Below are 25336 nucleotides of genomic sequence, written 5' to 3'. Positions count from 1 at the left end.
AGCCCTGCTTTTTCATAAAGCTAGGGCCGTGAATAATTGTTAGGTTTTATATTAACTACTCTTTAGCAACTACTTCTTCAGCTTCTGAGTTTTGCGGTTCAGGGGCAATTGTAAATGATTCTGCTTGCTGCAGATCTTCTTCGTCCTCCATGTCGCGCATTTCAATTTCTTCCTCATCGCCTGAAAGAATTTTAACATCCATACCCAAGCTCTGAAGCTCTTTAATTAATACCTTAAAGGATTCAGGTACTCCTGGCTCCGGAACGTTTTCACCTTTAACGATGGCTTCATATGTTTTCACACGACCAACAACATCATCAGATTTAACTGTTAAGATTTCTTGTAGCGTGTAAGCAGCACCATATGCTTCAAGTGCCCATACCTCCATCTCCCCGAAACGCTGTCCGCCAAATTGAGCTTTACCGCCCAATGGCTGTTGAGTAACAAGAGAGTATGGTCCAGTAGAACGAGCATGAAGTTTATCATCAACCATGTGAGCAAGCTTAATCATATACATGACACCAACTGATACACGGTTGTCGAATGGCTCTCCAGAACGTCCATCATAAAGAACTGTTTTCGCATCACGCGCCATTCCTGCTTCTTCGATCGTTGCCCATACATCTTCCTCTGTGGCACCATCGAATACAGGGGATGCAACATGAATTCCTAATGCTCTTGCTGCCATACCTAGATGAAGCTCAAGCACCTGTCCAATGTTCATACGCGACGGAACCCCTAGAGGGTTTAACATGATGTCGACTGGTGTGCCATCTGGCATAAATGGCATATCCTCTTCAGGTAAAATTCGAGAGATAACCCCTTTATTACCATGTCGTCCAGCCATCTTATCCCCTTCAGAAATTTTACGCTTCTGAACAATGTATACACGGACAAGCTGGTTAACACCAGGAGGAAGCTCATCTCCATCTTCTCTGTTGAAGACTTTAACATCTAGTACAATACCGCCGCCGCCGTGTGGAACACGAAGGGAAGTATCGCGGACTTCACGAGCTTTTTCTCCGAAGATTGCATGTAATAATCTTTCTTCTGCAGTCAGTTCCGTTACACCTTTAGGCGTTACTTTACCTACTAACAGGTCGCCATCCTTAACCTCTGCACCTGTTCGGATGATTCCTCTTTCATCCAGGTTGCGAAGAGCATCTTCCCCAACGTTAGGAATATCACGAGTAATTTCCTCAGGTCCAAGCTTTGTATCACGAGATTCAGATTCATATTCTTCAATGTGAATAGATGTATATACGTCATCCTTCACTAGACGTTCACTCATGATGATGGCATCTTCATAGTTATATCCATCCCATGTCATGAAGGCAACTAGAACGTTACGTCCAAGCGCTAGCTCTCCAAGCTCCATGGAAGGACCATCAGCAAGAATTTCACCCTTTGTTACACGATTGCCCACCGCAACGATTGGACGCTGGTTGTAACAAGTCCCTTGGTTAGAACGGATGAATTTAAGCATTCTGTATTTATCAAGATCACCTTTTACTTCTTGGCCATCTACATTTACAATTCTGCGAACCCAAACTTCACGGGCTTCCACATGTTCAACGATTCCCTCGTGCTTACAAATTACAGCAGCACCTGAGTCTTTTCCTGACACATACTCCATTCCAGTACCTACTCTTGGTGCCTCAGGCTGCATTAACGGTACAGCTTGACGCTGCATGTTCGCACCCATTAGTGCACGGTTAGAGTCATCATTTTCAAGGAACGGAATGCACGCTGTTGCAGCAGAAACTACTTGCTTAGGCGAAACGTCCATATAGTCAACGCGGTCTCGAGGAACAACTGTGTTCTCACCTTTGAAACGAGCAACAACTTCCTCTTCAAGGAATGAACCGTCATCAGCTAGAAGTACGTTTGCTTGAGCAACTACATAGTTATCCTCTTCATCAGCCGTTAAGTAATCAATACGGTCTGTAACCTTGCCTGTTTCAGGATCAACACGACGATACGGAGTTTCAATAAATCCGAAGCGGTTCACCTTTGCAAAGGATGATAAAGAGTTAATAAGTCCAATGTTCGGTCCTTCTGGAGTCTCGATCGGACACATACGACCATAGTGAGAATAGTGAACGTCACGCACTTCAAACCCTGCGCGTTCACGCGTTAATCCACCCGGTCCTAAGGCAGAAAGACGGCGTTTGTGCGTTAATTCTGCAAGAGGATTCGTCTGATCCATGAATTGAGATAACTGTGAACTTCCGAAGAACTCTTTAATAGACGCGATAACTGGGCGAATATTAATTAATTGCTGCGGAGTAATCGTGTTTGTATCTTGAATGGACATTCTCTCACGAACTACACGTTCCATTCTTGAAAGACCGATTCGGAATTGGTTTTGTAATAATTCGCCAACAGAACGCAAACGACGATTTCCTAAATGGTCAATGTCATCTGTATCACCTACAGAATGCAGCAGGTTAAAGAAGTAACTGATGGATGAAATGATATCAGCAGGTGAAATATTTTTCACTGCCTCTTCTACATATGCATTTCCAATTACATTAATAACCTTTTCACCGTCTTCATTAGGTGCATAGATTTTAATAGACTGAAGTGTAATATCCTCTTCTAGAACTCCGCCAACAAGACTAACTGACTTGAAACCAATATTCTTTTCTAAGCTTGGGAGAATACGGTCTAGTGTGCGTCGATCTAAAGTTACACCTTTTTCGGCAATAATTTCGCCTGTTTCCGGATCTACCAGAGTTTCAGCGAGTCGTTGTCCGAATAATCTATTTTTAATGTGGAGCTTTTTATTAATTTTGTATCTTCCTACGTTTGCTAAATCATAGCGCTTAGGATCAAAAAATCTTGAAACTAATAAACTTTTAGCATTTTCTACAGTCGGAGGTTCTCCTGGACGAAGGCGTTCATAAATTTCTAATAGCGCCTTATCCGTACCTTCTGTATTGTCTTTTTCAAGCGTATTGCGAATGTATTCATTATCTCCAATCAAATCGATGATTTCTTGATCAGAACCGAACCCAAGCGCACGCAAAAGAACCGTAACGGGCAGTTTCCGAGTACGATCTATTCTAACGTAAACGACATCCTTGGCATCAGTTTCATACTCAAGCCAAGCGCCGCGGTTCGGGATAACAGTTGCAGTAAAGCCTTTCTTCCCGTTTTTATCTAGTTTTCCACTATAGTATACACTCGGTGAACGAACTAACTGAGAAACGATTACACGTTCCGCACCATTGATCACGAATGTACCTGTTTCTGTCATAAGCGGGAAGTCACCCATAAAGACATCCTGGTCTTTAACTTCGCCTGTTTCTTTGTTTACAAGACGTACTTTCACACGCAAAGGTGCAGAATATGTAACATCTCGTTCTTTCGATTCCTCAACGGAATACTTTGGTTCGCCAAGGCTGTAATCAATAAATTCAAGCGACAAATTACCAGTAAAGTCTTCAATCGGTGAAATGTCCTGGAACATTTCACGTAAACCCTCATCAAGAAACCATTGATAAGAAGAGGTTTGGATTTCGATTAGATTTGGTAATTCTAAAACTTCACTGATTCGTGCGTAACTCCTACGTTGGCGGTGTCGTCCATACTGAACAAGTTGACCTATCAACTGATTCACCCCTCAAATCAAGCTTAATGGCAATAATATTCTCAAATAGAACAAACAGTCCTATCTTAAGACAAAAAGAAAAAAGGGTTTTTAGTTCAAAAACCACATTTTCACATTACGACTATTATTTTGTTATCTTTCCCACTAAACACCAAAATTATACATCTTTTGTGTATTTTAGTAAATAATCGGAATATATTATGTTGGCATTATATAATGCTAACATAAGCAAAAAGTCAAGTCAATCTTTTTTTGCTCGTATTATATAATAGCCTTTTTTCTTATCCACCGTCTCGACCTCACTAAAAAACTCTGATAATTTTTCAATTGCTGACGGAGCACCTTGCTTCTTCTGTATCACTACCCATAGATCTCCACCTTGCTGTAGTCTATGATAACTTTGCTCAAAAATATCATGGACTACTTTTTTCCCGGCGCGAATCGGAGGGTTAGTTAATACAGCCGCAAAATTATCAATTTTTACATTTTCAAGACGATCACTTTCGTAAATATCAACATTATGAATATGATTTAATTCCGCATTTTCTCGAGCAAGCGCTAATGCCCTTGAATTAACATCCACCATATGAACAAGGCGATTATCCATTAGCTTTGCCGCAGTTAGCCCAATCGGACCATAACCACAGCCGACATCTAGAATATTTCCCTCAATCATCGGCGGTTCAAACACTTCAATCAACAATCTCGAACCAAAGTCAACCTCGCTTTTCGAGAACACCCCGTTATCAGTCTTAAAACGAAATGAATAATCCCTTAATGTAAAGTTCCAATATTTCGGATTGCTTTCTGTACTTTGAGTTTTGGAATAGTAATGCTCTGACATGTCATCATCACCTCCAATGGAGATTCATGGTAGAAATGAAGAGAGGTAAGACAATAGGATGGAAAAAAAGCCCGCTATACAGCGAGCCTTTTTAAGTCTATATTACTTAACTTCAACGTTAGCTCCAACTTCTTCAAGTTTAGCTTTGATTTCTTCAGCTTCTTCTTTAGAAGCGCCTTCTTTGATTGGTTTTGGAGTGTTGTCAACAAGTTCTTTTGCTTCTTTAAGTCCAAGACCTGTGATTTCACGTACAACTTTGATAACTTTGATTTTTTGGTCGCCTGCAGAAGCAAGGATTACATCAAAATCAGTTTTTTCTTCAACAGCAGCGCCAGCAGCTCCGCCCATAACAGCTACAGGAGCTGCAGCAGTTACACCAAATTCTTCTTCGATAGCTTTTACTAAGTCGTTTAATTCTAAAACAGTCATATTTTTAACCGCTTCAATGATTTGTTCTTTAGTCATGATAATGTTTCCTCCTTATATTTGGTTGATTGAAATCGATTCATTTATTAAAAATATTAGCTTACGCGCCTTGTTCTTCTTTTTGATCTGCAACAGCTTTTGCAGCAAGAGCAAGATTGCGGATAGGTGCTTGAAGTACGCTGAGTAGCATAGATAGTAAACCTTCGCGAGATGGTAGTTCTGCAAGAGCTTTTACTTCTTCTGCTGATGCAACATTTCCTTCAATTACACCTGATTTAATTTCAAGTGCTTCATTCTTTTTAGCGAATTCGTTAATGATCTTAGCTGGAGCAATAACATCTTCAGTGCTGAATGCAATAGCATTAGGACCAGTTAACACTTCGTTTAAAGCAGATAATTCAGCAACTTCCGCTGCACGGCGTGTTAAAGTATTTTTGTATACTTTAAATTCAACACCTGCTTCGCGAAGTTGTTTACGAAGTTCAGTTACTTGAGCAACAGTTAAACCGCGGTAATCAACAACAACTGTTGATACGCTAGTTTTTAGTTTTTCAGCAATTTCTTCGACGATTTGTTTCTTTGATTCGATAGCGCTGCTCATCTTTACACCTCCTGTAGAAATTCTACACTTATACCGTCCAATAAAAAACCTCCACATCGAGCAGACATGGAGGGAGTATACAATAGCAAAGCAAGAATCTATCGTATGACCTCGGCAGGATATTAAGCACAAGCACCTGCTGTCTACGGTACAAATGAATATTTATTTTAACAACAAAATACATATTACTAAATGTAATTTTGTTTGTCAATCTCTTACGTTTATTTCCAGTAATTACTTAACTGTTACAGTTGAAGGATCAACCTTTACGCCAGGTCCCATAGTAGAAGTAACAGATACGTTCTTCATGTAAGTACCTTTAGCAGCAGCTGGCTTCACTTTAAGCATAGTGTCAAAAATTGTGTTGAAGTTTTCAACAAGCTTTGCAGTTTCAAATGATACTTTACCGATAGGAACATGGATGTTACCAGCTTTATCAGTACGGTATTCAACTTTACCTGCCTTGATTTCGTTAACAGCTTTTTCTACATCGAATGTAACTGTGCCTGTTTTAGGGTTTGGCATTAAGCCTTTAGGTCCTAATACACGACCAAGTTTACCAACTTCACCCATCATGTCAGGAGTTGCAACGATTACATCAAAATCAAACCAGCCTTGGTTGATTTTGTTGATGTATTCTGCATCGCCTACAAAATCTGCACCAGCAGCTTCTGCTTCCTTCGCTTTTTCACCCTTTGCGAATACTAATACGCGTTGAGTTTTACCAGTTCCGTTTGGAAGAACTACTGCTCCACGGATGTTTTGGTCAGCTTTCTTAGGGTCAATCCCTAAACGGAAAGCAACTTCTACAGTCGCATCAAATTTAGTGAAGTTTGTTTTCTTAGCAAGGTCAATTGCTTCTTCGATTGGATAAGCTTTTGTACGGTCAACAAGCTTTGCAGCTTCTAAAAACTTCTTACCTTTTTTAGCCATTATATTTTCCTCCTAGATTGTGGTTTTAGCGGAATAACCTCCCACTTTGAAAAGCGCAGGTGCCTTGGTCAGCCGCGACCAGTATAAGACGAGCCTTTCGAAAAGGTTGTACTTTACCTTTTTGAAAGGATTGGCTTATAACCTCGAGCGGCTAGGCACCGGAGCTAGACATCAGAAAAGCGCAGACGCCTTGTTCGGCCCCTGTGCTCAACATAAAAAAGAAAAGTCCTAGACAGAAGAAAGGTTGCGTGTGAAACCAAGCTCAGCAACGCAACCCCATTGAATAGCCTAAAACTTGAAGCATGGATTAGTCTTCGATAACGATACCCATGCTGCGTGCAGTACCTTCAACCATAAGCATTGCAGCTTCTACGCTTGCAGCGTTTAGGTCAGGCATTTTTGTTTCAGCAATCTCGCGTACCTTGTCACGCTTGACTGTTGCTACTTTATTACGGTTTGGTTCACCAGAACCAGACTCGATTCCAGCAGCCTTCTTAAGAAGAACAGCAGCAGGAGGAGTTTTCGTAATAAATGTAAATGAACGGTCTTCAAAAACCGTAATTTCAACAGGAATGATTAGGCCAGCTTGTTCAGCTGTACGTGCGTTAAATTCCTTACAGAATCCCATGATGTTAACACCCGCTTGACCTAATGCAGGTCCTACTGGTGGTGCAGGGTTAGCTTTACCTGCTGGAATTTGTAATTTTACAAGTTTGATTACTTTTTTAGCCACGAGACACACCTCCTTAAAGTCCGTGATGTGGTAATAGGGAACCCTTGGGACCCTCCCACTCAACTTATAGTCTTTATATTAAGATAAAGAACATAACAATTGTCTGGTCTCAAAAAGTGAGACATACTGACCTTTGAAATATTATCACTTTTCAAAGGCAATTTCAAGTTTTTTTGAAAAAATACAAAGGTAGCTTTTGTAAGTTAGAGAATTGTCTAGTTTCAAGCGCCATCGACTCGAGGTCATAAACAAGCGCTGTCCGCATTTCGTTATAGTTTCTCAATTTGAGAAAAATCTAATTCAACTGGGGTGTCACGGCCAAACATATTAACAAGAACTCTGATTTTCGCTTTGTCTTTATCAATATCTTCAATCGAACCAGTAAAGTTGGCAAATGGCCCTTCTTTCACTTGAACCATTTCTCCGATTTCAAAATTAATGTCTACTCGTTTTTCCTCAACGCCCATGCGCTTCAGGATCACATTTACTTCTTCAGGCAGCAATGGGGTTGGCTTTGAACCTGAACCAGCTGAGCCAACAAATCCTGTTACACCAGGTGTATTGCGGACTACATACCAAGAGTCATCTGTCATCACAATTTCAACAAGCACGTAACCTGGGAAAACTTTTCGTTTTACAACTTTCTTTTTACCGTTCTTCATATCTGTTTCTTCTTCTTCCGGAACGATTACTCGGAAGATTTTATCTTGCATTCCCATAGATTCAACGCGTTTCTCTAGGTTTGCTTTTACTTTATTTTCATAACCGGAGTACGTATGAACCACATACCAATTCTTTTCCATTCAAGGGGACTAAATCGTCCTTCCCTCCCTGTAATATTAAATAGTTTTGACTATTTTCGTAAATTGCCTGTATCTTAACAGCCTCTAGTTAGTAAACAACAATCTCCAGAAAAGAGCCGTTACAATTAAAAATTGCATGTTTTTAACCAAATAAAAAACCCGTTTCCGGGCTTTGCAAAATGTTTCCTGCGCTATTCTCCATTATACCATGGATATACAGGGGTTATTCAAGAATTAAACGAATCAATTCAGAAATACCTAAGTCAACCACTGCGAAGAACACCGCAAAAAACGCTACAGTTGCAAGAACTGTCACTGTATAGCCAGTCATTTCTTTCCGCTTTGGCCAACTGACCTTTCTCATTTCACGTCCAATATCGCGGAAAAAATTCAAGATGCGTTGCATAATGTAACCCCCAACTTACTTATGATCTAAGTAAATTTCATATTGTATTTAATCAGCATAAAAACAAATAATTCATTATTCAATATTAAGAGTATACGAATCTAGAAAAATCCCTTTAAAAACACAGTATACATTCACCTAAATTACTTTGTTTCACGATGGATCGTATGGTTACTGCATGTGTTGCAATATTTTTTAAGTTCTAGGCGCTCGGAGTCTTTGTTATTCATTGTTGTGTAATTTCTTGACCCGCATTCCTGGCATGCTAGTACAACTTTTTTCCTCATGATTCCACCTACTAAAAAATACATTTACGTTCTTAAAACTTTATCACGGACCATAAATGATGTCAATAACAGTGAAAGCTGGAAGAAAGAGTGAGGCCTCAAATTATAAAGTAATTTCACGAACCTCCAAATATCTTTCAAGCTTTCGTTTCACTCTTTGCAGGGCATTATCTATGGATTTAACGTGCCGATTTAATTCTTCAGAAATCTCCTGATAAGATTGCCCATCCAAATAAAGGGAAAGGACCTTTCGCTCTAAATCACTGAGAAGCTCAGACATTTTAACCTCGATATGATCAAACTCTTCTTGGTTAATAATCAATTCCTCAGGATCCATCACTTTTGCACCTGAAATTACGTCCATTAATGTACGATCTGATTCTTCATCATAAATAGGCTTGTCCAAAGAAACATATGAATTTAGCGGAATATGCTTTTGCCGTGTAGCGGTTTTAATAGCTGTAATAATTTGCCTAGTAATACACAGCTCTGCAAACGCTTTAAAAGAAGATAGCTTGTCCTCTTTAAAATCACGAATAGCCTTGTATAAACCAATCATTCCTTCTTGAACAATATCTTCTTTATCTGCGCCAATTAAAAAATAGGATCTTGCTTTGGCGCGCACAAAATTGCGGTACTTATGAATTAAGTAATCCAACGCTTCACTCTCGCCTTTGTGCACTAAATCAATCAATTCTTCATCTTCAAGCTGCATAAACTCTAAATTATTCTCGTCGATTGTTTTTAAGTCAGTATCCACTAAGATCCCCCCGACCGCACAAGCATAGATAGAAATATTATACAGTAAGATTTTTTCCAGCGTCAACCATTCAATGGTCCCCTCTGCGCCACTTTTCAAAAATTTCCGCCATTTCTTTACTAAGATGAATTTTCGAGAATGGTTGATCTTCTTGAATTTTCTTGACCCTTTTCTCAATTTTACTTTCAATTGAGTTCATTTCATTCAAAAGCTCTCTGGAGGATTTCCTTAAGGCTCCCTGTCCAAAAATGGCCCATTGCTCAGTATAGTCAGATGTTGCAACATGAATTTGGGTCCTTCTATTACTAAGGCTGATGGCAAGTTTTTCAATTCTTTCATCAGCCGTTTCATTTGTTCGTGTGAAAATAACTTCAACCTTTGAATCTTTATATTTTTTCTCAGTGCCCTTTACAAAATGAGCATCGAAAACAACAATAACACGATATCCTGTAAACCCTTGGTACTCTGCCATTTTTTCAATTAATCGGTCTCTGGCAGAAGATAAATCCTTTTTCTTAAGTGCCCTTAATTCGGGCCAAGCACCAATTACGTTATATCCATCAACGAGTAGGATGTCCATTTCTATCCCTCAAGAGGATGTCGCTTTCGGTAAACCTCATACATTAAAAGAGCTGCTGCAACGGAGGCATTTAAGGATGTTACATGACCTGCCATCGGTAAATGGATTAAGAAATCACATTTATCACGAATCAACCTGCCCATTCCCTTTCCTTCACTGCCGATTACTAATCCTAGAGGGAGAGTTCCATCAAATCTGCGATAATCTTGACTGCCCTTAGCATCTGTTCCAGCAATCCAGACCCCTTTTTCCTTTAATTCATCAATCGTTCTTGCCATATTAGTTACACGAACAACAGGAATATGCTCAATTGCACCAGTTGATGCTTTTGCCACCGTCGCAGTCAATCCAACCGCTCTCCGCTTCGGAATAATGATACCATGAGCACCTACAGCATCCGCTGTCCTCATAATGGATCCTAAGTTATGAGGATCTTCGATTTCATCCAATAATAAAAAGAAAGGTGCTTCATTTCTTTTTTCTGCCGCATGGAAAAGATCATCAATTTCCGCATATTGGTAAGCTGCCACCTGAGCTACTACACCTTGATGATTTCCTTCTGCCATCTGATCTAATTTTTTCTTCGGTACAAACTGGACAAATACATTTGATGCTTTTGCCAGCCCGATAACCTGTTGCATTTGTCCCCCTTGGGATCCTTCTGCAATAAAAATTTTATTAATATCTCGCCCCGACTTTAATGCTTCCAGTACAGGGTTTTTTCCCATAATAAAATCTTGACTCATTTTATTTTCCTCCTTTCTTGTCTTTGACGATTTGAAAAGCAAACAGAATAATTTCTTCCAGCCGCTCCTCTTGTCCTGATAAATGCAAATAGCCAATTAATGCTTCAAATGCTGTGCTATATCGGTATGTCTGAACATCCGTGTTTTTTGGAACAGAACCAGATTTTGCATTTCTTCCTCTTCTTACAACCGCTATCTCTTCTTCGGAAAGCAATCCCGAATCTAATAATTGGTGGATAAAGGCTGATTGGGCCTTTGCTGACACATAATGGGTAGCTTCTCTATGAAGCTGATTTGGTCTTACCTGACCACTTTGGATCAGGTGTCTTCGAACATAAACTTCAAAAACAGCGTCGCCCATATAAGCAAGGGCGAGGCTGTTTAGTTGTTTCTCATCAATTTTATTATCATATTGAAGCATTCCTTAGCCTCTTTTCCATCTAATGCCTTGAGGTGTGTCTTCAAGAATGATGTTCATTTCTTTTAGCTGGTCACGGATTTTATCGGCTAATTCAAAGTTTCTGTCTTTTCTTGCTTGAATACGTTCTTCAATTAATCGTTCGATTTCCTCATCAAGCAAATCCTCTTTCGGGGAGTCTAAAGATAATCCAAGCACATGAAACAGATCTTCAAATTCCTTTGTGAAAGCCTCAATTACTTGAAAGGAAGTGTTCTTTTCCATTAAGTAATAATTCGCTAGCTTAGATAACTCAAAGAGGACAGAGATCGCATTTGCCGTGTTAAAATCATCGTCCATTTCCTTAATGAACTCTTCATGCAATGCCGAAATTTTATCAAGCCATTCTTGATTATTATCAGTCAGATTCGCACTCGATTCTTGGCGGTGCTTTAGGTTATGGTAAGATGTTTTAATTCTTTCTAGGCCTGCTCGTGTATTCTCCAGTAATTCTTCACTATAGTTAATAGGATTACGATAATGAACGGACAGCATGAAGAATCGCAGAACTTGCGGGTCATGCTTCTTAATAATGTCATGAACAAGCACAAAGTTTCCAAGTGATTTAGACATTTTTTCGTTATCGATATTAATATAACCATTATGCATCCAGTAACGGGCAAATGGCTTGCCGCTAACTGCTTCTGATTGGGCAATTTCATTCTCGTGGTGAGGGAAGGCTAAATCCTGGCCACCCGCATGAATATCAATGGTTTCACCTAAATATTTTTTTGCCATTGCAGAGCATTCAATATGCCAGCCTGGACGTCCTTTCCCCCAAGGGCTATCCCAATAGATTTCCCCTTCCTTTGCCGCTTTCCAAAGAGCAAAATCGAGAGCATCCTCCTTCTTTTCACCTACTGCAATTCTTGCTCCCAACTGAAGCTCATCAATGGATTGATGTGAAAGCTTGCCATATTCATTAAATTTACGAGTACGGTAGTACACATCCCCTTGTGATTCATAGGCATATCCTTTTTCAATCAATGCCTCAATAAACTCAATAATAATATCCATACTTTCCGTTACTCTTGGGTGAACATCTGCACGTTTGCATCCAAGAGCCGAAACATCCTCATAGAAAGCGTCGATAAATCGCTCTGCTATAACCGGCACTTCTTCTCCTAGCTCATTCGCAGCCCGAATTAATTTATCATCTACATCTGTAAAATTGGAGATGTACTTAATATCATAGCCTCGATACTCGAAATATCTTCTTACTGTATCAAAAACAATTGGCGGTCTGGCATTTCCTATATGAATATAATTATAAACAGTTGGACCGCACACATACATTTTTACCTTTCCTTCTTCTAAAGGGATAAAAGGCTCTTTTTGCCGTGTTAGTGTATTATAAATTTGAATGGCCATTAACCATACTCCTTTCTTTTTTAAGCTCTTCTAATTCTGTCGTTAATTTAGCAATTTCTTTCTCTAATTCTTTAAATTTATCAGCAATTGGGTCTGGAAGGTCGCTATGATTTAAATCTTTTTTAATCCGAATTCCATCTTGAATTTTCACTTTTCCTGGTATTCCAACTACAGTTGAATTCGGCGGTACTTCATGTAATACGACAGAGCCTGCTCCAATTTTTGAATTTTCCCCTATAGTAATTGACCCAAGCACCTTAGCTCCTGTGGCAATCAGTGCATTGTCTTTAATGGTCGGATGACGTTTTCCTTTTTCTTTCCCGGTTCCACCTAGGGTTACACCTTGGAATATTGTTACATTGTCTCCAATCTCGCACGTCTCTCCAATGACTACTCCCATCCCGTGGTCGATAAATAGTCTTCTCCCGATTTGGGCGCCAGGATGTATTTCTATTCCTGTAAAGAAACGGCTTATTTGAGAAACCGCTCTTGCTAGAAAATAGAGTTTTCTTTTAAAGAGTGCATGCGCTATCCGATGTCCCCATATAGCATGAAGGCCGGAATAAGTTAAGATGACTTCTAGATAGCTTCTTGCTGCTGGGTCTTGCTCAAACACGACCTCTATGTCTTCTTTAAGCCTTTTAAACATGGTACTTTCCCCTCCTTAATAGAAAATTGTTATTCTAAATTTAGAAAATAGGTTTTTTTGAATAATATTTTCCGGGAAATTTTTTATTTCCTCGACAGGATTAAACCTTCTTTGCTAAATTTCTTTGAAATAAAAAAACGCCTCTGTCAATAATGACAGAGACGTTTAACACGCGGTTCCACTCTGTTTAGACATAATAAATATGCCTCAACTCTTACTTTTTAACGGATTAGCTCCGCTCACTTCTAGTAGGATATTTAAACAAAATTCCGTTCGAAATGAGGCTCAGAGGGGCACTTCAGAATTATGAGAGGCTTAAACCACTTTCAGCCGGTGATGGTTCTCTCTAAAAAGCATCATTTTCTTACTTTTCCTCTTCAACACTTTCATTTATTAAGTTACTTATTACTATATTACATTTTAGGCAATATGTTAATCTAAAATACTTAATAATCGATTTTTTACTTTTTCTTTTCCAAATAGTGCTATTGCCTGCGGAAGGTCAGGACCGTGTGTTTGACCTGTAATGGCTACACGGATCGGCATGAAAAGCTTCTTCCCTTTATGACCTGTAGATTTTTGAACAGCCTTCATAGCAGCCTTAATTTCATCTGCATTAAATTCACTCAAGCTTTCAATTTCCTGTAAGAAAGCAGATAGTACTTCTGGTACCTGCTCTTCCTCAATAACAACCTTTGCTTCTTCATCCATTTCCGTTTTGTCACTGAAGAAAATCTCAGAAAGCTCTACAATCTCAGCTCCATAGCTCATTTTCTCCTGATATAAAGCGATTAGGCTGCGAACCCATCCAGCTTCCTCTTCAGTTAAATTCTCGCCTATACGGCCAGCTTTAACAAGATGCGGCTGAGCAATTGAAACTAGTCTATCAATATCAATTGTTTTCATGTATTGGTTATTCATCCAAGTCAGCTTTTGCTTATCGAAAAGAGCTGGAGATTTTGATAGGCGGCTTGCATCAAAAATATCAATAAACTCGCTCTTAGAGAAGATTTCTTCCTCACCTGATGGAGACCATCCTAAGAGGGCAATAAAGTTAAATAGAGCCTCAGGCAAATAGCCTAATTCTTCGTATTGCTCAATAAACTGAATAATTGATTCATCACGCTTACTTAATTTTTTGCGGCTTTCATTTACGATTAATGTCATATGACCAAAAATCGGAGGCTCCCATCCTAAAGCATCATAAATCATTAATTGCTTTGGTGTATTAGAAATGTGGTCATCACCTCTTAATACATGAGAGATTTCCATTAGATGGTCATCAATTGTTACAGCAAAATTATAAGTTGGCGTTCCATCTTTTTTAACAATTACATGGTCGCCAATTCCGTCTGACTCAAACGAAACATTACCCTTTACCATATCGTCAAAAGCATACACTTTCCCGCTTGGCACTAAGAAACGAATGCTCGGCTTTCGGCCTTCCGCTTCAAGCTTTGCACGTTCTTCAGGTGATAAATGACGGCATTTGCCTGAATATGCTGGTGTTTCTCCCTTTGCGGACTGTGCTTCTCTCTCCGCTTCTAACTCTTCTTCCGTACAATAGCATTTATAGGCATACCCTTTTTCAAGGAGCTCATTATAATATTTCTCATAAATATCATTTCGTTCAGATTGGCGATAAGGGCCAACGCCTCCGTCCTTATCAACACTTTCATCCCAATCAATGCCAAGCCATGTTAAGTACTTTAGCTGGCTTTCTTCCCCGCCCTCGATATTTCTTTTCTTATCTGTATCTTCAATGCGGATAATGAATTTCCCGCCTTGATTTCTGGCGAATAAATAATTGAATAAAGCGGTACGGGCATTTCCAATATGTAAATGTCCTGTTGGACTTGGAGCATAACGTACTCGAATATCGTTTGACATGTTACTAATGTCCTCCTCTAGGTATCATTTCCTTGATTTATTTTATCAGTTCCACTTGTTCATGCCTATATATTAATCTTTTTAACAACGCAAAAACTAGCTCTTTTTCTGCAGCAGCACCGCTACTTGAGAGGCAATTCCCTCGCCACGCCCTGTGAACCCAAGTTTTTCTGTTGTTGTTGCTTTTACATTTATATTTTCTTCAGAGGTTTCTAATAACTCTGCGATTCTTTTTCTCATTTGCCCTGTATACGGTGCCATTTTTGGCTTTTGTGCAATAATTGTGCAATCTGCGTTTACCAACTCATAGCCTTTTTCCTTCACAAGATTCCATACATGCTCCAGTAGTTTTGCCGAATCCGCGTCCTTAAATTCAGGGTCTGTATCAGGAAAGTGTCTTCCAATATCCCCTTCACCGATTGCTCCTAAGCATGCATCTGCCACCGTATGCAATAGTACATCCGCATCAGAATGCCCTAGCAGCCCTTTTTCATAAGGAATTTCTATTCCGCCAATTATGAGCGGGCGCCCTTCCGTTAATTGATGCACATCAAAGCCTTGTCCAATTCGAAACATCGTATTGTCCCCTCTTTTTATAATAGTTATGGTGAATGATTCCCATTCTGTTTTCTAATAATTGCTTCCGCAAAATATAAGTCTTCTGGTGTAGTCAGCTTAATATTGTCATAACTGCCTTCAACTATCACAACATTATGCCCGATCCTCTCTACTAAGCTGGCATCATCTGTGCCGAGAAAATCATCCTGTTCGGCTTTTTGATAGGCTTGCATTAAAATAGAAAAACGAAAAGCCTGTGGGGTTTGAACAGCCCACAAGCTGGTACGTTCGACCGTTTCCGTAACAATTTTTCCGGCAGCCTTTTTTACTGTATCCTTTACCGGGACAGCTAATATCGAAGCCCCATTTTCCTCTGCAGCTTTTACTAAAGGATCAAGAAGCTTTTTATTAATAAATGGCCGTGCAGCATCATGTACAAGAATAATTCCTTTTTGCTTAACGAATTTTAATGCATTATAAATACTATGCTGCCTCTCCTTACCACCGGGAGCTAAAGCCACCACCTTTGTAATGTGATGTTCATGTAGGAGTGCTTTCATTTCTGACTCATCCCGAGGATTGATGGCTAGATAGATTCCGTTACAATCCTGATCCATTTCGAAAACTTTCAGTGTATGAATAAAAATAGGCAATTGATTTAATTCTAATAATACTTTATTCCTGCCTGCTCCCATTCTTTTTCCTTGGCCAGCTGCAGGAATGATGACTTGATAAGCCATTATAAATAAACCCCATTCTCCCTAAACTACTTCTAGTATTATAATGCTTTTTCTAATAGCTTTGGTTTCGCAAATATCATTCGGCCAGCTGAAGTTTGCAGAACACTCGTCACAAGGACATCAATGTGCTTGCCGATATAATCACGTCCATCCTCAACGACAATCATCGTACCATCATCAAGATAGGCAATTCCTTGATTCTGCTCTTTCCCATCCTTAATAACTTGAACCTTCATTTCTTCGCCAGGAAGAACAACTGGTTTAACCGCATTGGCTAAGTCATTAATATTTAAGACCGATACTCCTTGAAATTCGCAAACTTTATTTAAATTAAAATCATTTGTGACGACAATTCCGTTTGTTACCTTAGCAAGCTTTATTAGCTTACTATCAACTTCCTGAATTTCTTCAAAATCACCTTCGTAAATCTCAACTTTAATCGAAAGCTCTTTCTGAATTCTGTTTAGAATGTCTAATCCTCTTCTTCCGCGGTTCCGCTTTAGTACATCTGAAGAGTCAGCAATATGCTGTAATTCTTCTAACACAAACTGCGGGATGACTATTGTCCCTTCTAAAAATCCAGTTTGGCAAATATCTGCGATTCTGCCATCAATAATGACACTTGTATCCAATAATTTCAACACATTTTTTGGCGCAGCTTCGGGATCTTCTTCCGCATTCTTCTTCCTTCTGTTAGAAAATAAAGATAAAAGCTCATCACGCTTTTTAAAACCTACCTGGAAGCCTAAATAACCAAAAATTAAAGTAAGTACAATTGGGGCAACTGTATTTAAAATAGGCACTTCAATGGCAGTTAGAGCATACCCGATTAAAAAGGCAATAATCAAACCAAAAACTAATCCAACGCTTCCAAATATAATATCAGTGATCGGCGCTTTAACGAGGGATTCTTCCACCCATTTGACAACATTAACAACATAGTCAACCGCCCAGAAAGAAATAAGATAAAAAATAATTGCACCTAAGATGGCGGATGAATAAGGATTATTTAATAGAGTAACGTCATCCAGCGAAATTAATATTAATAAATCGGGAATTAGAAAGATCCCAAGTGTTATCCCGATAATCAGAAAGCATGCTTGAACAATACGTTTTAACATACCTTCACCTCCTTTTAATCATTATAAACAAATTTTTAAAATTGAAACCTTGGGGAGAGGAAAAATTATATTAAAATATAGTTACGAAATAAAGAAATCTATTATAATCTAGGTTAGCACCATTTACAATAAAGTGTCAAATAAAATGAATAACCGAATATTTTATCATACTGGTCTATATAGTTCAATGGTCACTTAAAGCTGACGGTCTGCTAAATGCTGTTTTTTTATCAATTTTAGACCCTCTTTTATTTTTCTTGCTCGTACTTCCCCGATGCCTTCAACATCATCCAGCTCGTCTACGGAAGCAGAAACAATCGCAGGAAGATCTACGAATCGATTTATTAAATTTTCAATTATGACAGGAGGCAATCTTGGGATTTTCGATAACATTCTATATCCTCTAGGACACTTATATTCATCGGTAGGAACATAGCCGTTATAGCCCAACAGCTTTAATATGACTGCATCCTCCAGCATTTTCCCTACAGACATTTCCTGTAATTTGCAAAACATTTCTTTTGTTTGTATATCCTTTGAAAGAGCGTAATCTTTTATTATTAGATCCACTTCTCTCTCTATATCCTCTAATAGCTCATTCATTTGAAGCCGTATAAGCCTACCCTCGATACCAAGTTCATTTAAATATGTTAATAACTCATTCTTTATTCTTAGAACCATTTCAATACTATGAAAAACATTTAAAATATCGCTATATGTAACAATCTCTTCAAATTCAAGAACACTTAAATTGGCGATATCCTCTTCTAAAACCATTTTATATTTTTCAAGTGTTTGCAAAGCTACATTGGCTTTTGTCAGAATAACGCCAATATCTCTTAAGGCATAGCGAAAATGACCTTTGTATAGCGTAATTACATTTCTTCTTTGGGAAATAGCAATGACAAGCTCCCCAGTCTGCTTAGCAACCCTTTCTGCTGTACGGTGACGCATACCTGTTTCCGTAGAAGGTACCGTAGGGTCTGGGGCTAATTGAGCATTTGCTATTAAAATCTTATTTCCCTCTTGATTGAGGATAATCGCTCCATCCATTTTCGCTAACTCATATAAATAGCTTGGTGAAAAAGGAGCATTAATTTGGAAACCCCCATCAACGATATGAGTAATTTTCTCTTTGCTTCCCATTACAATTAATCCGCCAGTATTGGCACGCAGCACGTTATCAATTCCCTCTCGAATTGGAGTACCAGGAGCCATAAACTGCAAGATTTCGCTCATTGTTTTTTCACCAAGCTTTTTAATTTCCATCCTTTAACCTCCTAATGTAGCTTTTAATGCTTCACTAACTGAGCTTACACCTACAAGCTCAATTCCTTTAGGTGCTGACCAGCCTCCTAAATTATTGGTTGGCAGAATGACTCGGTCAAAACCAAGTTTTGCAGCCTCCTGGACACGCTGCTCTATTCTCGATACCCTTCTAACCTCACCTGTTAATCCCACTTCCCCAATTATGCAATCGGTTGGCCTTGTGGGCTTATCACGAAAGCTTGATGCTATGCTGACAGCAATGGCCAGATCTATGGCCGGCTCATCCAGCTTTACCCCTCCAGCAACCTTTAAATATGCATCTTGATTCTGTAAAAGCATGCCCACCCGTTTTTCTAAAACTGCCATTAAGAGAGGCACACGATTATGATCAATACCTGTCGCCATTCTGCGGGGATTTCCAAAGCTTGTTGGAGAAATAAGCGCCTGAATTTCTACAAGCACCGGGCGTGTCCCCTCCATGGAAGCAACAACCGTTGACCCAGCAGCTCCTTGGGATCGTTCTTCTAAAAAGATTTCCGATGGATTTTCCACTTCCTCCAATCCAAACTCTTTCATCTCAAAAATCCCCATCTCGTTAGTGGATCCAAATCGATTTTTTACTGCCCGCAAAATCCTATATGTATGATGGCGCTCCCCTTCGAAATAAAGCACCGTATCCACCATATGCTCCAATAATCTAGGACCCGCGATCGAGCCTTCCTTTGTAACATGCCCGACAATAAAAATAGCAATACCCTTAGTTTTTCCAATTCTCATTAATTCTGCCGTACATTCTCTTACTTGAGAGACACTGCCAGGAGCTGAGGTTACTTCTGGGTGAAAAATGGTCTGAATCGAGTCGATAATAACAAAACTAGGATTAACGCTATCGATTGTTCGGCTAATTTCATCTAAACTCGTTTCTGAATACACTAATAAATGCTCAGAAGAAACACCTAAACGGTCCGCACGTAATTTAGTTTGCCTCATTGATTCTTCACCAGAAATGTATAAGACAGAATGATTTTTATTAGCTAGCTGAGAGGAAACCTGCAGCAATAATGTGGATTTTCCGATACCCGGATCACCGCCAATCAGTACTAGCGATCCCCTGACAATTCCTCCTCCAAGCACCCGGTTCAATTCTTTTAGGTCTGTATAAATACGGGGTTCGCTGACTGTTTCAATGGAGGTGATAGGCGTGGCTTTTGAAATTACTGTAGAGCCTTGAGAGTGTAAGAAAGCTCCCCTTCGTGATGTGGCTGCTTTCTCAACTTCCTCCACCATCTTATTCCACTCACCACAGCCAGGGCATTTCCCCATCCATTTAGGAGATTCATAACCGCATTCCTGACACATAAATTTTGTTTTTCTTTTTGCCATACCGTTTCTTCCTCTTCATTTATTTAGGAAAAATAATCTTCTTACTATAAAACGACTATTAAGTACAAAGAAGGCACACGCTTTCGTGTACCCCCTTGATTTTTCTCATACTATCTATTTAGACGATATTATTTTTGTAAGGTTGCAGCTACCTTCCCTTTTGCTGTTCCGACTACAAATTCTCCATCCTTGACATCAATAACAACGTTCTGACCAGTTAATACCGTTCCTTTTAATAGCTCCTCAGATAAACGATCCTCAATATGCTTTTGAATCGCCCTGCGAATTGGTCTAGCGCCGTATTCTGGATCATAGCCTTCATCCGCAATTTTCTCCTTCGCAGCCTCTGTTAATTCTAAGATAATATCCTGTTCTTTTAATCGTTTCGTTAACTGATCTGACATTAACGTCACAATTTCCTTGAGATGAGTTTTCTCTAAAGCATGGAAAACAATAATTTCATCAACTCGGTTTAGGAATTCAGGACGGAATGATTTTTTCAGTTCCTCCATGACCTTACCCTTCATATCCTTGTAATCCTGCTCCCCATCCTGAATATTGAAGCCAACATATTTATTTCGTCTTAAAGCCTCAGCACCAACATTGGATGTCATAATTAAGACGGTATTTCTAAAATCTACAGTTCTTCCTTTAGAATCTGTAAGGCGTCCGTCCTCTAACACTTGTAAAAGAATATTAAACACATCCGGATGAGCCTTTTCAATTTCGTCAAGAAGTACAACGGAATACGGTTTTCTACGGACCTTCTCTGTTAACTGTCCACCTTCTTCATAACCTACATAGCCTGGAGGTGAGCCAACTAATCTCGATGTTGAGTGCTTCTCCATATATTCAGACATATCGATACGAATCATAGCATCTTCATCGCCAAACATGGATTCAGCGAGTGCACGGGCAAGCTCTGTTTTTCCAACTCCTGTAGGACCAAGGAAAATAAATGAACCAATCGGTCTCTTTGGATCCTTTAAACCTGCTCTTGCACGGCGTACAGCTTTCGAAATCGCTTTTACTGCTTCCTCCTGGCCAATCACTCTTGAATGTAAAATTTCTTCAAGGTTAAGCAGTTTTTGCGTTTCAGTTTGGGCTAGCTTAGAAACCGGGATTCCAGTCCAGCTAGAAACAACACTAGCAATATCTTCAACTGTTACTTCACTGTTTTCCTTGCCTTGCTTTTCTTTCCACGTTTTCTTTGTTTCTTCAAGCTGTTCACGAAGACGCTGCTCCGTATCCCTTAATGAAGCTGCCTTTTCGAATTCTTGACTTTGAACAGCGGCATCCTTTTCTTTTCGTACATCCTCAAGCTTTAATTCTAATTCTTTTAAATTTGGCGGAGTAGTATATGATCGAAGTCTTACCTTTGAGCCCGCCTCATCAATAAGATCAATTGCTTTATCCGGAAGGAAGCGATCTGAAATATAGCGGTCCGATAATTTTACTGCCGCATCAATGGCTTCATCCGTAATAGTCACACGGTGGTGTGCCTCATAGCGATCACGTAATCCTTGCAGAATTTGAATCGATTCTTCAGCTGTCGGTTCATCCACACTAATTGGCTGGAAGCGTCTTTCAAGTGCTGCATCTTTTTCAATATATTTACGATACTCATCTAGCGTAGTTGCACCAATACATTGAAGTTCTCCGCGTGCAAGAGATGGCTTAAGAATATTAGAAGCATCGATCGCTCCTTCTGCTCCGCCTGCTCCAATTAATGTGTGAAGCTCATCAATGAATAATATAATATTTCCGGCCTGGCGAATTTCATCCATAACCTTCTTTAAACGATCTTCAAATTCACCACGATATTTAGTACCTGCCACGACTGTACCCATATCAAGAGTCATCACGCGTTTATCACGAAGGGTTTCTGGTACCTCGTTATTAATAATTTGCTGTGCTAATCCTTCAGCAATTGCTGTCTTCCCAACACCAGGCTCTCCAATAAGAACAGGGTTATTTTTTGTTCGGCGACTTAATACTTCGATTACTCGCTGAATTTCTTTTCCGCGTCCAATTACCGGATCAAGGCTGCCCTCTCTAGCAATAGCTGTTAAATCTCTTGCTAATCCATCAAGTGTTGGAGTATTAGCACTTGCCGATGATCCCCCTTGGTGATTGCCTGACTCATTGCTGCCCAACAACTGTAAAACCTGTTGACGTGCTTTATTTAAACTTACCCCAAGATTATTTAATACTCTCGCTGCAACGCCTTCCCCTTCACGAATGAGACCAAGAAGGATATGCTCTGTTCCCACATAAGAGTGGCCTAATTTACGTGCTTCATCCATTGATAGTTCAATTACCTTTTTAGCTCTTGGCGTATAATGAATCGTTTGCGATGCATCTTGGCCTCTGCCAATTAGGTTTTCCACTTCTTTCTGAATTTTATCTGAACCCAATCCTAATGCATGAAGAGCCTTCGCCGCAATTCCTTCGCCTTCGCGTACGAGGCCTAGCAAAATATGCTCTGTACCGATATTGTTATGACCTAAACGAATAGCTTCTTCTTGAGCTAATGCCAATACCTTTTGTGCTCTCTCTGTAAAACGACCGAACATCATGTTCTCATCCTCCTGTCTCTTCGTTTTCCATTTTCATTCTTTCTCTTATTAATGACGCCCGGCGTATATCCCTTTCATAAGGTCTTAACGGACCTCCTGCATACTGTTGTAAAAAACCTGGCTGCGTCAGAATCATTAATTCATTTAAAATGTTCTTGGAAATATTCTTTATATAATTCATATCAATTCCTAGCCGAACATCAGATAAACATCTTGCTGCTTCTTTTGATTCAATTATTCGGCAGTTTGATAAAATCCCATAAGAGCGGAAGACTCTGTCTTCTAATTGTATGTTAGAAGTTTTAGCTAATGCTTCTCTGGCAGATCTTTCTTGTGAAATAAGTTGGCCAACAACACTCTTTAAATCTTCAACAATATCTTTTTCTGATTTGCCAAGAGTAATTTGATTTGACACTTGAAAGATATTACCTAAAGCTTCGCTGCCTTCTCCATAAATTCCTCTAACAACTAAGCCAAGCTGATTAATTGCTGGAATAATTCTATTCATTTGCTGAGTTAGAATAAGCCCTGGCAGATGAACCATAACAGATGCTCTTAAACCTGTACCTACATTTGTTGGACAGCTAGTTAAAAAGCCAACATTTTCATCGTAAGCATAATCCGCCTTTTCTTCGATCCAATCATCTACCTTATTTGCCATATCCAGTGCCTCAGATAATTGAAATCCCGGAAATAAACATTGAATTCGGATATGATCTTCCTCATTGATCATAATACTTAATTCCTCATTTTCTGAAAGAATACAGGCACCATGGGAGGAATTTTCAGCAAGATGAGGACTAATCAAATGTTTCTCCATTAATACTCTTTTTTGAAGAGGCTGAAGCTCATCCATTAGTAATAATTCTAATTTTTTCAGCTTTGTAAGTGATGAATCCGTTAACCTTTCGTTCATCACACGAATAATGGACTGTGCCTCCTCATTCGTAAAAAGAGTCGGAAATTTATACTGCTTTATATTTCGGGCCAATCTAATTCGAGAACTTAAGATAATATCCGAATCCGGGCCTTCAGCACTCATCCAGGAGCTGATAGCCTGATTCATGAAACGGTCTAAAGACAATTCTATTTCCCCTCCTTGTGACCAGAGCCTAATTTGCCTTCAAGTAAGCGTATTTCATCTCTTATCTCAGCAGCCCTTTCAAATTCTTCTCTGGAAATAGAATCTTTTAAGCGTTGTTTTAATTCTTCAATACTTTTTCTAATATGAATACTTCCGCCAATTCTGGCAGGAATTTTCCCGTTATGTGCAGAATTTCCGCTGTGCAGTCTTCTTAAAATTGGTTCTAATTGACCGCTAAAAGCTTGATAACAATTAGCACAGCCAAATCTGCCTACTTTAATAAATTGTTGAAAAGTCATTGAACATTGATCACATTGGAGGATTTCTTCCTGCTTAAAAGGATCCTGCTTCGTTGCTTGGAAAGCTGTATCCATATTTAACAGTCCGGCTAACAGGTTATTTATCGAAAAGCCTGGTGTACCACTTAACATGAACATATCGCCTTTTTCCTGAGCGCATTTTTCACATAAATGATACTCAGCCTTTTCTCCATTTAATATTTTTGTAAAATGAAGCGTTGCCGGTCTTTGATTACATTCTTGACATATCATGTTTTCACCTCTCCAGCCCGCTACTATTTATATTTTAAAGTCGTCAACATCGCTTTTAACATCCTTGCACGGAGTTCATCACGATATGGAAGTTCAATATAAAGGACAGAGCGATCGATAACACTAAGCATTATCTTTGCTTCCCTTTCGGTAATAATCTCTTCTTCAACAAGCCGAATAATAACGTCTTCTGCACTGCTCTGGGCGATTCGGCTTTGAATTAAGGATAGCAATTGTTCAATTAAATGAGCGTCGTCATGTGTCTGCACTTTCATAATTCGGATATAACCGCCGCCGCCGCGTTTACTTTCAACAGCATATCCTTTTTCTATCGTAAATCTCGTATTAATAACGTAATTAATTTGGGACGGAACACATTGAAATTTATCTGCAATTTCACTACGCTTTATTTCAACAATTTCCTTTTCGCTCATTTCTAAAACCCGTTTTAAATAATCTTCAATAATGTCTGAGATATTTCTCAATACTCCTCCCCCCAAATCTGACTTTGACTATATTTGACTTTAATTATACATAACAATATATTTCGATGCAATTAACAGATGTTATTAATTTTCCCTCTTTTTTTAGTTCTCAAACCTGTGAAATATTTTTATTTAGAAGATGTTTCAGGAGTGATTGTAATTCTTTGGAGAACCTATATTTTTCAAGCTAAGGCATTATCTTTTATATAAAAGTGTTTGCTACAAAAAATCCGGCTAACTTCATAGGTATTTATTAGTATTTTAAAACGAGAAAAAAGAGTACCTCTTCGGTACTCTTTTCATTTCGCCTGGCGACGTCCTACTCTCACAGGGGGAGAGCCCCCAACTACCATCGGCGCTGAGAAGCTTAACTTCCGTGTTCGGGATGGGAACGGGTGTGACCTTCTCGCTATCGCCACCAGACTATTTTAATTGAGAGTTGTTCCCTCAAAACTAGATAATGC

General features: G+C 39.2%; 24 protein-coding genes, 1 rRNA gene, 1 pseudogene and 2 other annotated features. All 26 genes and pseudogenes read right to left on the bottom strand.

Annotation, left to right across the window (positions count from 1 at the left end; genetic code table 11):
• Positions 1-55 precede the first annotated feature (55 nt).
• The 26 genes and pseudogenes from rpoB to rrf all read right to left on the bottom strand — a co-directional run bounded on the left by rpoB (position 56) and on the right by rrf (position 25295).
• Positions 56-3616, bottom strand: coding sequence for a DNA-directed RNA polymerase subunit beta (gene rpoB / locus H0173_RS08235; protein WP_221845886.1), 3561 nt, complete (start codon positions 3614-3616; stop codon positions 56-58).
• 241 nt (positions 3617-3857) lie between these two features.
• Positions 3858-4460 (bottom strand): class I SAM-dependent methyltransferase, encoded by a 603-nt coding sequence (locus H0173_RS08230; RefSeq protein ID WP_221845885.1) that lies wholly within the window; start codon positions 4458-4460, stop codon positions 3858-3860.
• A gap of 102 nt (positions 4461-4562) precedes the next feature.
• A complete protein-coding gene (gene rplL, locus H0173_RS08225; RefSeq protein WP_221845884.1) occupies positions 4563-4925 on the bottom strand; it encodes a 50S ribosomal protein L7/L12 in 363 nt (120 codons plus the stop codon).
• A gap of 61 nt (positions 4926-4986) precedes the next feature.
• Complete coding sequence (gene rplJ, locus H0173_RS08220; RefSeq protein ID WP_221845883.1) at positions 4987-5487, bottom strand: 50S ribosomal protein L10; 501 nt, start codon at positions 5485-5487, stop codon at positions 4987-4989.
• 33 nt (positions 5488-5520) lie between these two features.
• Positions 5521-5654 (bottom strand) — a sequence feature (ribosomal protein L10 leader region).
• Between the two features lie 67 nt (positions 5655-5721).
• Positions 5722-6420, bottom strand: coding sequence for a 50S ribosomal protein L1 (gene rplA / locus H0173_RS08215; RefSeq protein WP_221845882.1), 699 nt, complete (start codon positions 6418-6420; stop codon positions 5722-5724).
• A 307-nt stretch (positions 6421-6727) separates the two neighbouring features.
• Positions 6728-7153: a 50S ribosomal protein L11 gene (gene rplK, locus H0173_RS08210; protein ID WP_057776525.1), complete on the bottom strand. Its 426-nt coding sequence runs from the start codon at positions 7151-7153 to the stop codon at positions 6728-6730.
• Between the two features lie 269 nt (positions 7154-7422).
• Positions 7423-7956 carry a transcription termination/antitermination protein NusG gene (gene nusG, locus H0173_RS08205; RefSeq protein ID WP_221845881.1) on the bottom strand — a complete coding sequence of 178 codons (534 nt, stop codon included), beginning with the start codon at positions 7954-7956 and terminating at the stop codon, positions 7423-7425.
• A gap of 223 nt (positions 7957-8179) precedes the next feature.
• A complete protein-coding gene (secE, locus tag H0173_RS08200; RefSeq protein WP_221845880.1) occupies positions 8180-8362 on the bottom strand; it encodes a preprotein translocase subunit SecE in 183 nt (60 codons plus the stop codon).
• A gap of 143 nt (positions 8363-8505) precedes the next feature.
• A complete protein-coding gene (gene rpmG / locus H0173_RS08195) occupies positions 8506-8649 on the bottom strand; it encodes a 50S ribosomal protein L33 (protein ID WP_221845879.1) in 144 nt (47 codons plus the stop codon).
• Between the two features lie 103 nt (positions 8650-8752).
• A complete protein-coding gene (gene sigH, locus H0173_RS08190) occupies positions 8753-9409 on the bottom strand; it encodes an RNA polymerase sporulation sigma factor SigH (protein WP_313770621.1) in 657 nt (218 codons plus the stop codon).
• 70 nt (positions 9410-9479) lie between these two features.
• On the bottom strand, positions 9480-9989 hold the full coding sequence (locus tag H0173_RS08185) for an NYN domain-containing protein (protein ID WP_221845878.1): 510 nt from the start codon (positions 9987-9989) through the stop codon (positions 9480-9482).
• 2 nt (positions 9990-9991) lie between these two features.
• Positions 9992-10735, bottom strand: a complete 744-nt coding sequence (gene rlmB, locus H0173_RS08180; protein WP_221845877.1) for a 23S rRNA (guanosine(2251)-2'-O)-methyltransferase RlmB — start codon at positions 10733-10735, stop codon at positions 9992-9994.
• A gap of 1 nt (position 10736) precedes the next feature.
• The gene (locus tag H0173_RS08175) at positions 10737-11156 is read right to left on the bottom strand and encodes a Mini-ribonuclease 3 (RefSeq protein WP_221845876.1); all 420 of its coding nucleotides are present in this window, start codon (positions 11154-11156) and stop codon (positions 10737-10739) included.
• Between the two features lie 3 nt (positions 11157-11159).
• Positions 11160-12563 carry a cysteine--tRNA ligase gene (gene cysS / locus H0173_RS08170; protein ID WP_221845875.1) on the bottom strand — a complete coding sequence of 468 codons (1404 nt, stop codon included), beginning with the start codon at positions 12561-12563 and terminating at the stop codon, positions 11160-11162.
• The gene (gene cysE, locus H0173_RS08165) at positions 12544-13212 is read right to left on the bottom strand and encodes a serine O-acetyltransferase (RefSeq protein WP_221845874.1); all 669 of its coding nucleotides are present in this window, start codon (positions 13210-13212) and stop codon (positions 12544-12546) included. Before cysE ends, cysS begins: the two co-directional genes overlap by 20 nt.
• Before the next feature lie 154 nt (positions 13213-13366).
• Positions 13367-13602 (bottom strand) — a binding site (T-box leader).
• Between the two features lie 42 nt (positions 13603-13644).
• A complete protein-coding gene (gene gltX, locus H0173_RS08160; RefSeq protein ID WP_221845873.1) occupies positions 13645-15102 on the bottom strand; it encodes a glutamate--tRNA ligase in 1458 nt (485 codons plus the stop codon).
• A gap of 96 nt (positions 15103-15198) precedes the next feature.
• Positions 15199-15678 carry a 2-C-methyl-D-erythritol 2,4-cyclodiphosphate synthase gene (gene ispF / locus H0173_RS08155; RefSeq protein ID WP_221845872.1) on the bottom strand — a complete coding sequence of 160 codons (480 nt, stop codon included), beginning with the start codon at positions 15676-15678 and terminating at the stop codon, positions 15199-15201.
• 26 nt (positions 15679-15704) lie between these two features.
• Complete coding sequence (gene ispD / locus H0173_RS08150; RefSeq protein WP_221845871.1) at positions 15705-16400, bottom strand: 2-C-methyl-D-erythritol 4-phosphate cytidylyltransferase; 696 nt, start codon at positions 16398-16400, stop codon at positions 15705-15707.
• Positions 16401-16438: 38 nt separating this feature from the next.
• Positions 16439-17521, bottom strand: a complete 1083-nt coding sequence (locus H0173_RS08145) for a PIN/TRAM domain-containing protein (RefSeq protein ID WP_221845870.1) — start codon at positions 17519-17521, stop codon at positions 16439-16441.
• Between the two features lie 195 nt (positions 17522-17716).
• Positions 17717-18790 carry a DNA integrity scanning diadenylate cyclase DisA gene (gene disA, locus H0173_RS08140; RefSeq protein WP_221845869.1) on the bottom strand — a complete coding sequence of 358 codons (1074 nt, stop codon included), beginning with the start codon at positions 18788-18790 and terminating at the stop codon, positions 17717-17719.
• A gap of 3 nt (positions 18791-18793) precedes the next feature.
• Complete coding sequence (gene radA, locus H0173_RS08135) at positions 18794-20173, bottom strand: DNA repair protein RadA (RefSeq protein WP_221845868.1); 1380 nt, start codon at positions 20171-20173, stop codon at positions 18794-18796.
• Between the two features lie 128 nt (positions 20174-20301).
• On the bottom strand, positions 20302-22752 hold the full coding sequence (clpC, locus tag H0173_RS08130; protein ID WP_221845867.1) for an ATP-dependent protease ATP-binding subunit ClpC: 2451 nt from the start codon (positions 22750-22752) through the stop codon (positions 20302-20304).
• Positions 22750-23836: pseudogene (mcsB, locus tag H0173_RS08125) on the bottom strand (protein-arginine kinase McsB); the annotation flags it as partial. The gene clpC and the pseudogene mcsB, both read right to left, overlap by 3 nt.
• 2 nt (positions 23837-23838) lie before the next feature.
• The gene (gene mcsA / locus H0173_RS08120) at positions 23839-24387 is read right to left on the bottom strand and encodes a protein-arginine kinase activator protein McsA (RefSeq protein WP_221845865.1); all 549 of its coding nucleotides are present in this window, start codon (positions 24385-24387) and stop codon (positions 23839-23841) included.
• Between the two features lie 23 nt (positions 24388-24410).
• Complete coding sequence (locus tag H0173_RS08115) at positions 24411-24821, bottom strand: CtsR family transcriptional regulator (protein WP_396021197.1); 411 nt, start codon at positions 24819-24821, stop codon at positions 24411-24413.
• A 357-nt stretch (positions 24822-25178) separates the two neighbouring features.
• A 5S ribosomal RNA gene (gene rrf / locus H0173_RS08110) occupies positions 25179-25295 on the bottom strand.
• Positions 25296-25336 lie beyond the last annotated feature (41 nt).

Source organism: Bacillus sp. S/N-304-OC-R1, assembly GCF_019749375.1.
Lineage (GTDB): Bacteria > Bacillota > Bacilli > Bacillales > Cytobacillaceae > Cytobacillus.
The sequence above is the reverse complement of the archived record's forward strand: the minus strand, read 5'-3'. Positions and strand labels throughout refer to the sequence as shown.

Bases quoted from the DNA above. Each gene is read 5' to 3' on its own strand.
- H0173_RS08230 (WP_221845885.1), bottom strand. From the start codon at position 4,460: ATGTCAGAGCATTACTATTCCAAAACTCAAAGTACAGAAAGCAATCCG.
- rplL (WP_221845884.1), bottom strand. From the start codon at position 4,925: ATGACTAAAGAACAAATCATTGAAGCGGTTAAAAATATGACTGTTTTA.
- rplJ (WP_221845883.1), bottom strand. From the start codon at position 5,487: ATGAGCAGCGCTATCGAATCAAAGAAACAAATCGTCGAAGAAATTGCT.
- rplA (WP_221845882.1), bottom strand. From the start codon at position 6,420: ATGGCTAAAAAAGGTAAGAAGTTTTTAGAAGCTGCAAAGCTTGTTGAC.
- nusG (WP_221845881.1), bottom strand. From the start codon at position 7,956: ATGGAAAAGAATTGGTATGTGGTTCATACGTACTCCGGTTATGAAAAT.
- secE (WP_221845880.1), bottom strand. From the start codon at position 8,362: ATGCAACGCATCTTGAATTTTTTCCGCGATATTGGACGTGAAATGAGA.
- rpmG (WP_221845879.1), bottom strand. From the start codon at position 8,649: ATGAGGAAAAAAGTTGTACTAGCATGCCAGGAATGCGGGTCAAGAAAT.
- H0173_RS08185 (WP_221845878.1), bottom strand. From the start codon at position 9,989: ATGGACATCCTACTCGTTGATGGATATAACGTAATTGGTGCTTGGCCC.
- rlmB (WP_221845877.1), bottom strand. From the start codon at position 10,735: ATGAGTCAAGATTTTATTATGGGAAAAAACCCTGTACTGGAAGCATTA.
- H0173_RS08175 (WP_221845876.1), bottom strand. From the start codon at position 11,156: ATGCTTCAATATGATAATAAAATTGATGAGAAACAACTAAACAGCCTC.
- cysS (WP_221845875.1), bottom strand. From the start codon at position 12,563: ATGGCCATTCAAATTTATAATACACTAACACGGCAAAAAGAGCCTTTT.
- cysE (WP_221845874.1), bottom strand. From the start codon at position 13,212: ATGTTTAAAAGGCTTAAAGAAGACATAGAGGTCGTGTTTGAGCAAGAC.
- gltX (WP_221845873.1), bottom strand. From the start codon at position 15,102: ATGTCAAACGATATTCGAGTACGTTATGCTCCAAGTCCAACAGGACAT.
- ispF (WP_221845872.1), bottom strand. From the start codon at position 15,678: ATGTTTCGAATTGGACAAGGCTTTGATGTGCATCAATTAACGGAAGGG.
- ispD (WP_221845871.1), bottom strand. From the start codon at position 16,400: ATGGCTTATCAAGTCATCATTCCTGCAGCTGGCCAAGGAAAAAGAATG.
- H0173_RS08145 (WP_221845870.1), bottom strand. From the start codon at position 17,521: ATGTTAAAACGTATTGTTCAAGCATGCTTTCTGATTATCGGGATAACA.
- disA (WP_221845869.1), bottom strand. From the start codon at position 18,790: ATGGAAATTAAAAAGCTTGGTGAAAAAACAATGAGCGAAATCTTGCAG.
- radA (WP_221845868.1), bottom strand. From the start codon at position 20,173: ATGGCAAAAAGAAAAACAAAATTTATGTGTCAGGAATGCGGTTATGAA.
- clpC (WP_221845867.1), bottom strand. From the start codon at position 22,752: ATGATGTTCGGTCGTTTTACAGAGAGAGCACAAAAGGTATTGGCATTA.
- mcsA (WP_221845865.1), bottom strand. From the start codon at position 24,387: ATGATATGTCAAGAATGTAATCAAAGACCGGCAACGCTTCATTTTACA.
- H0173_RS08115 (WP_396021197.1), bottom strand. From the start codon at position 24,821: ATGAGCGAAAAGGAAATTGTTGAAATAAAGCGTAGTGAAATTGCAGAT.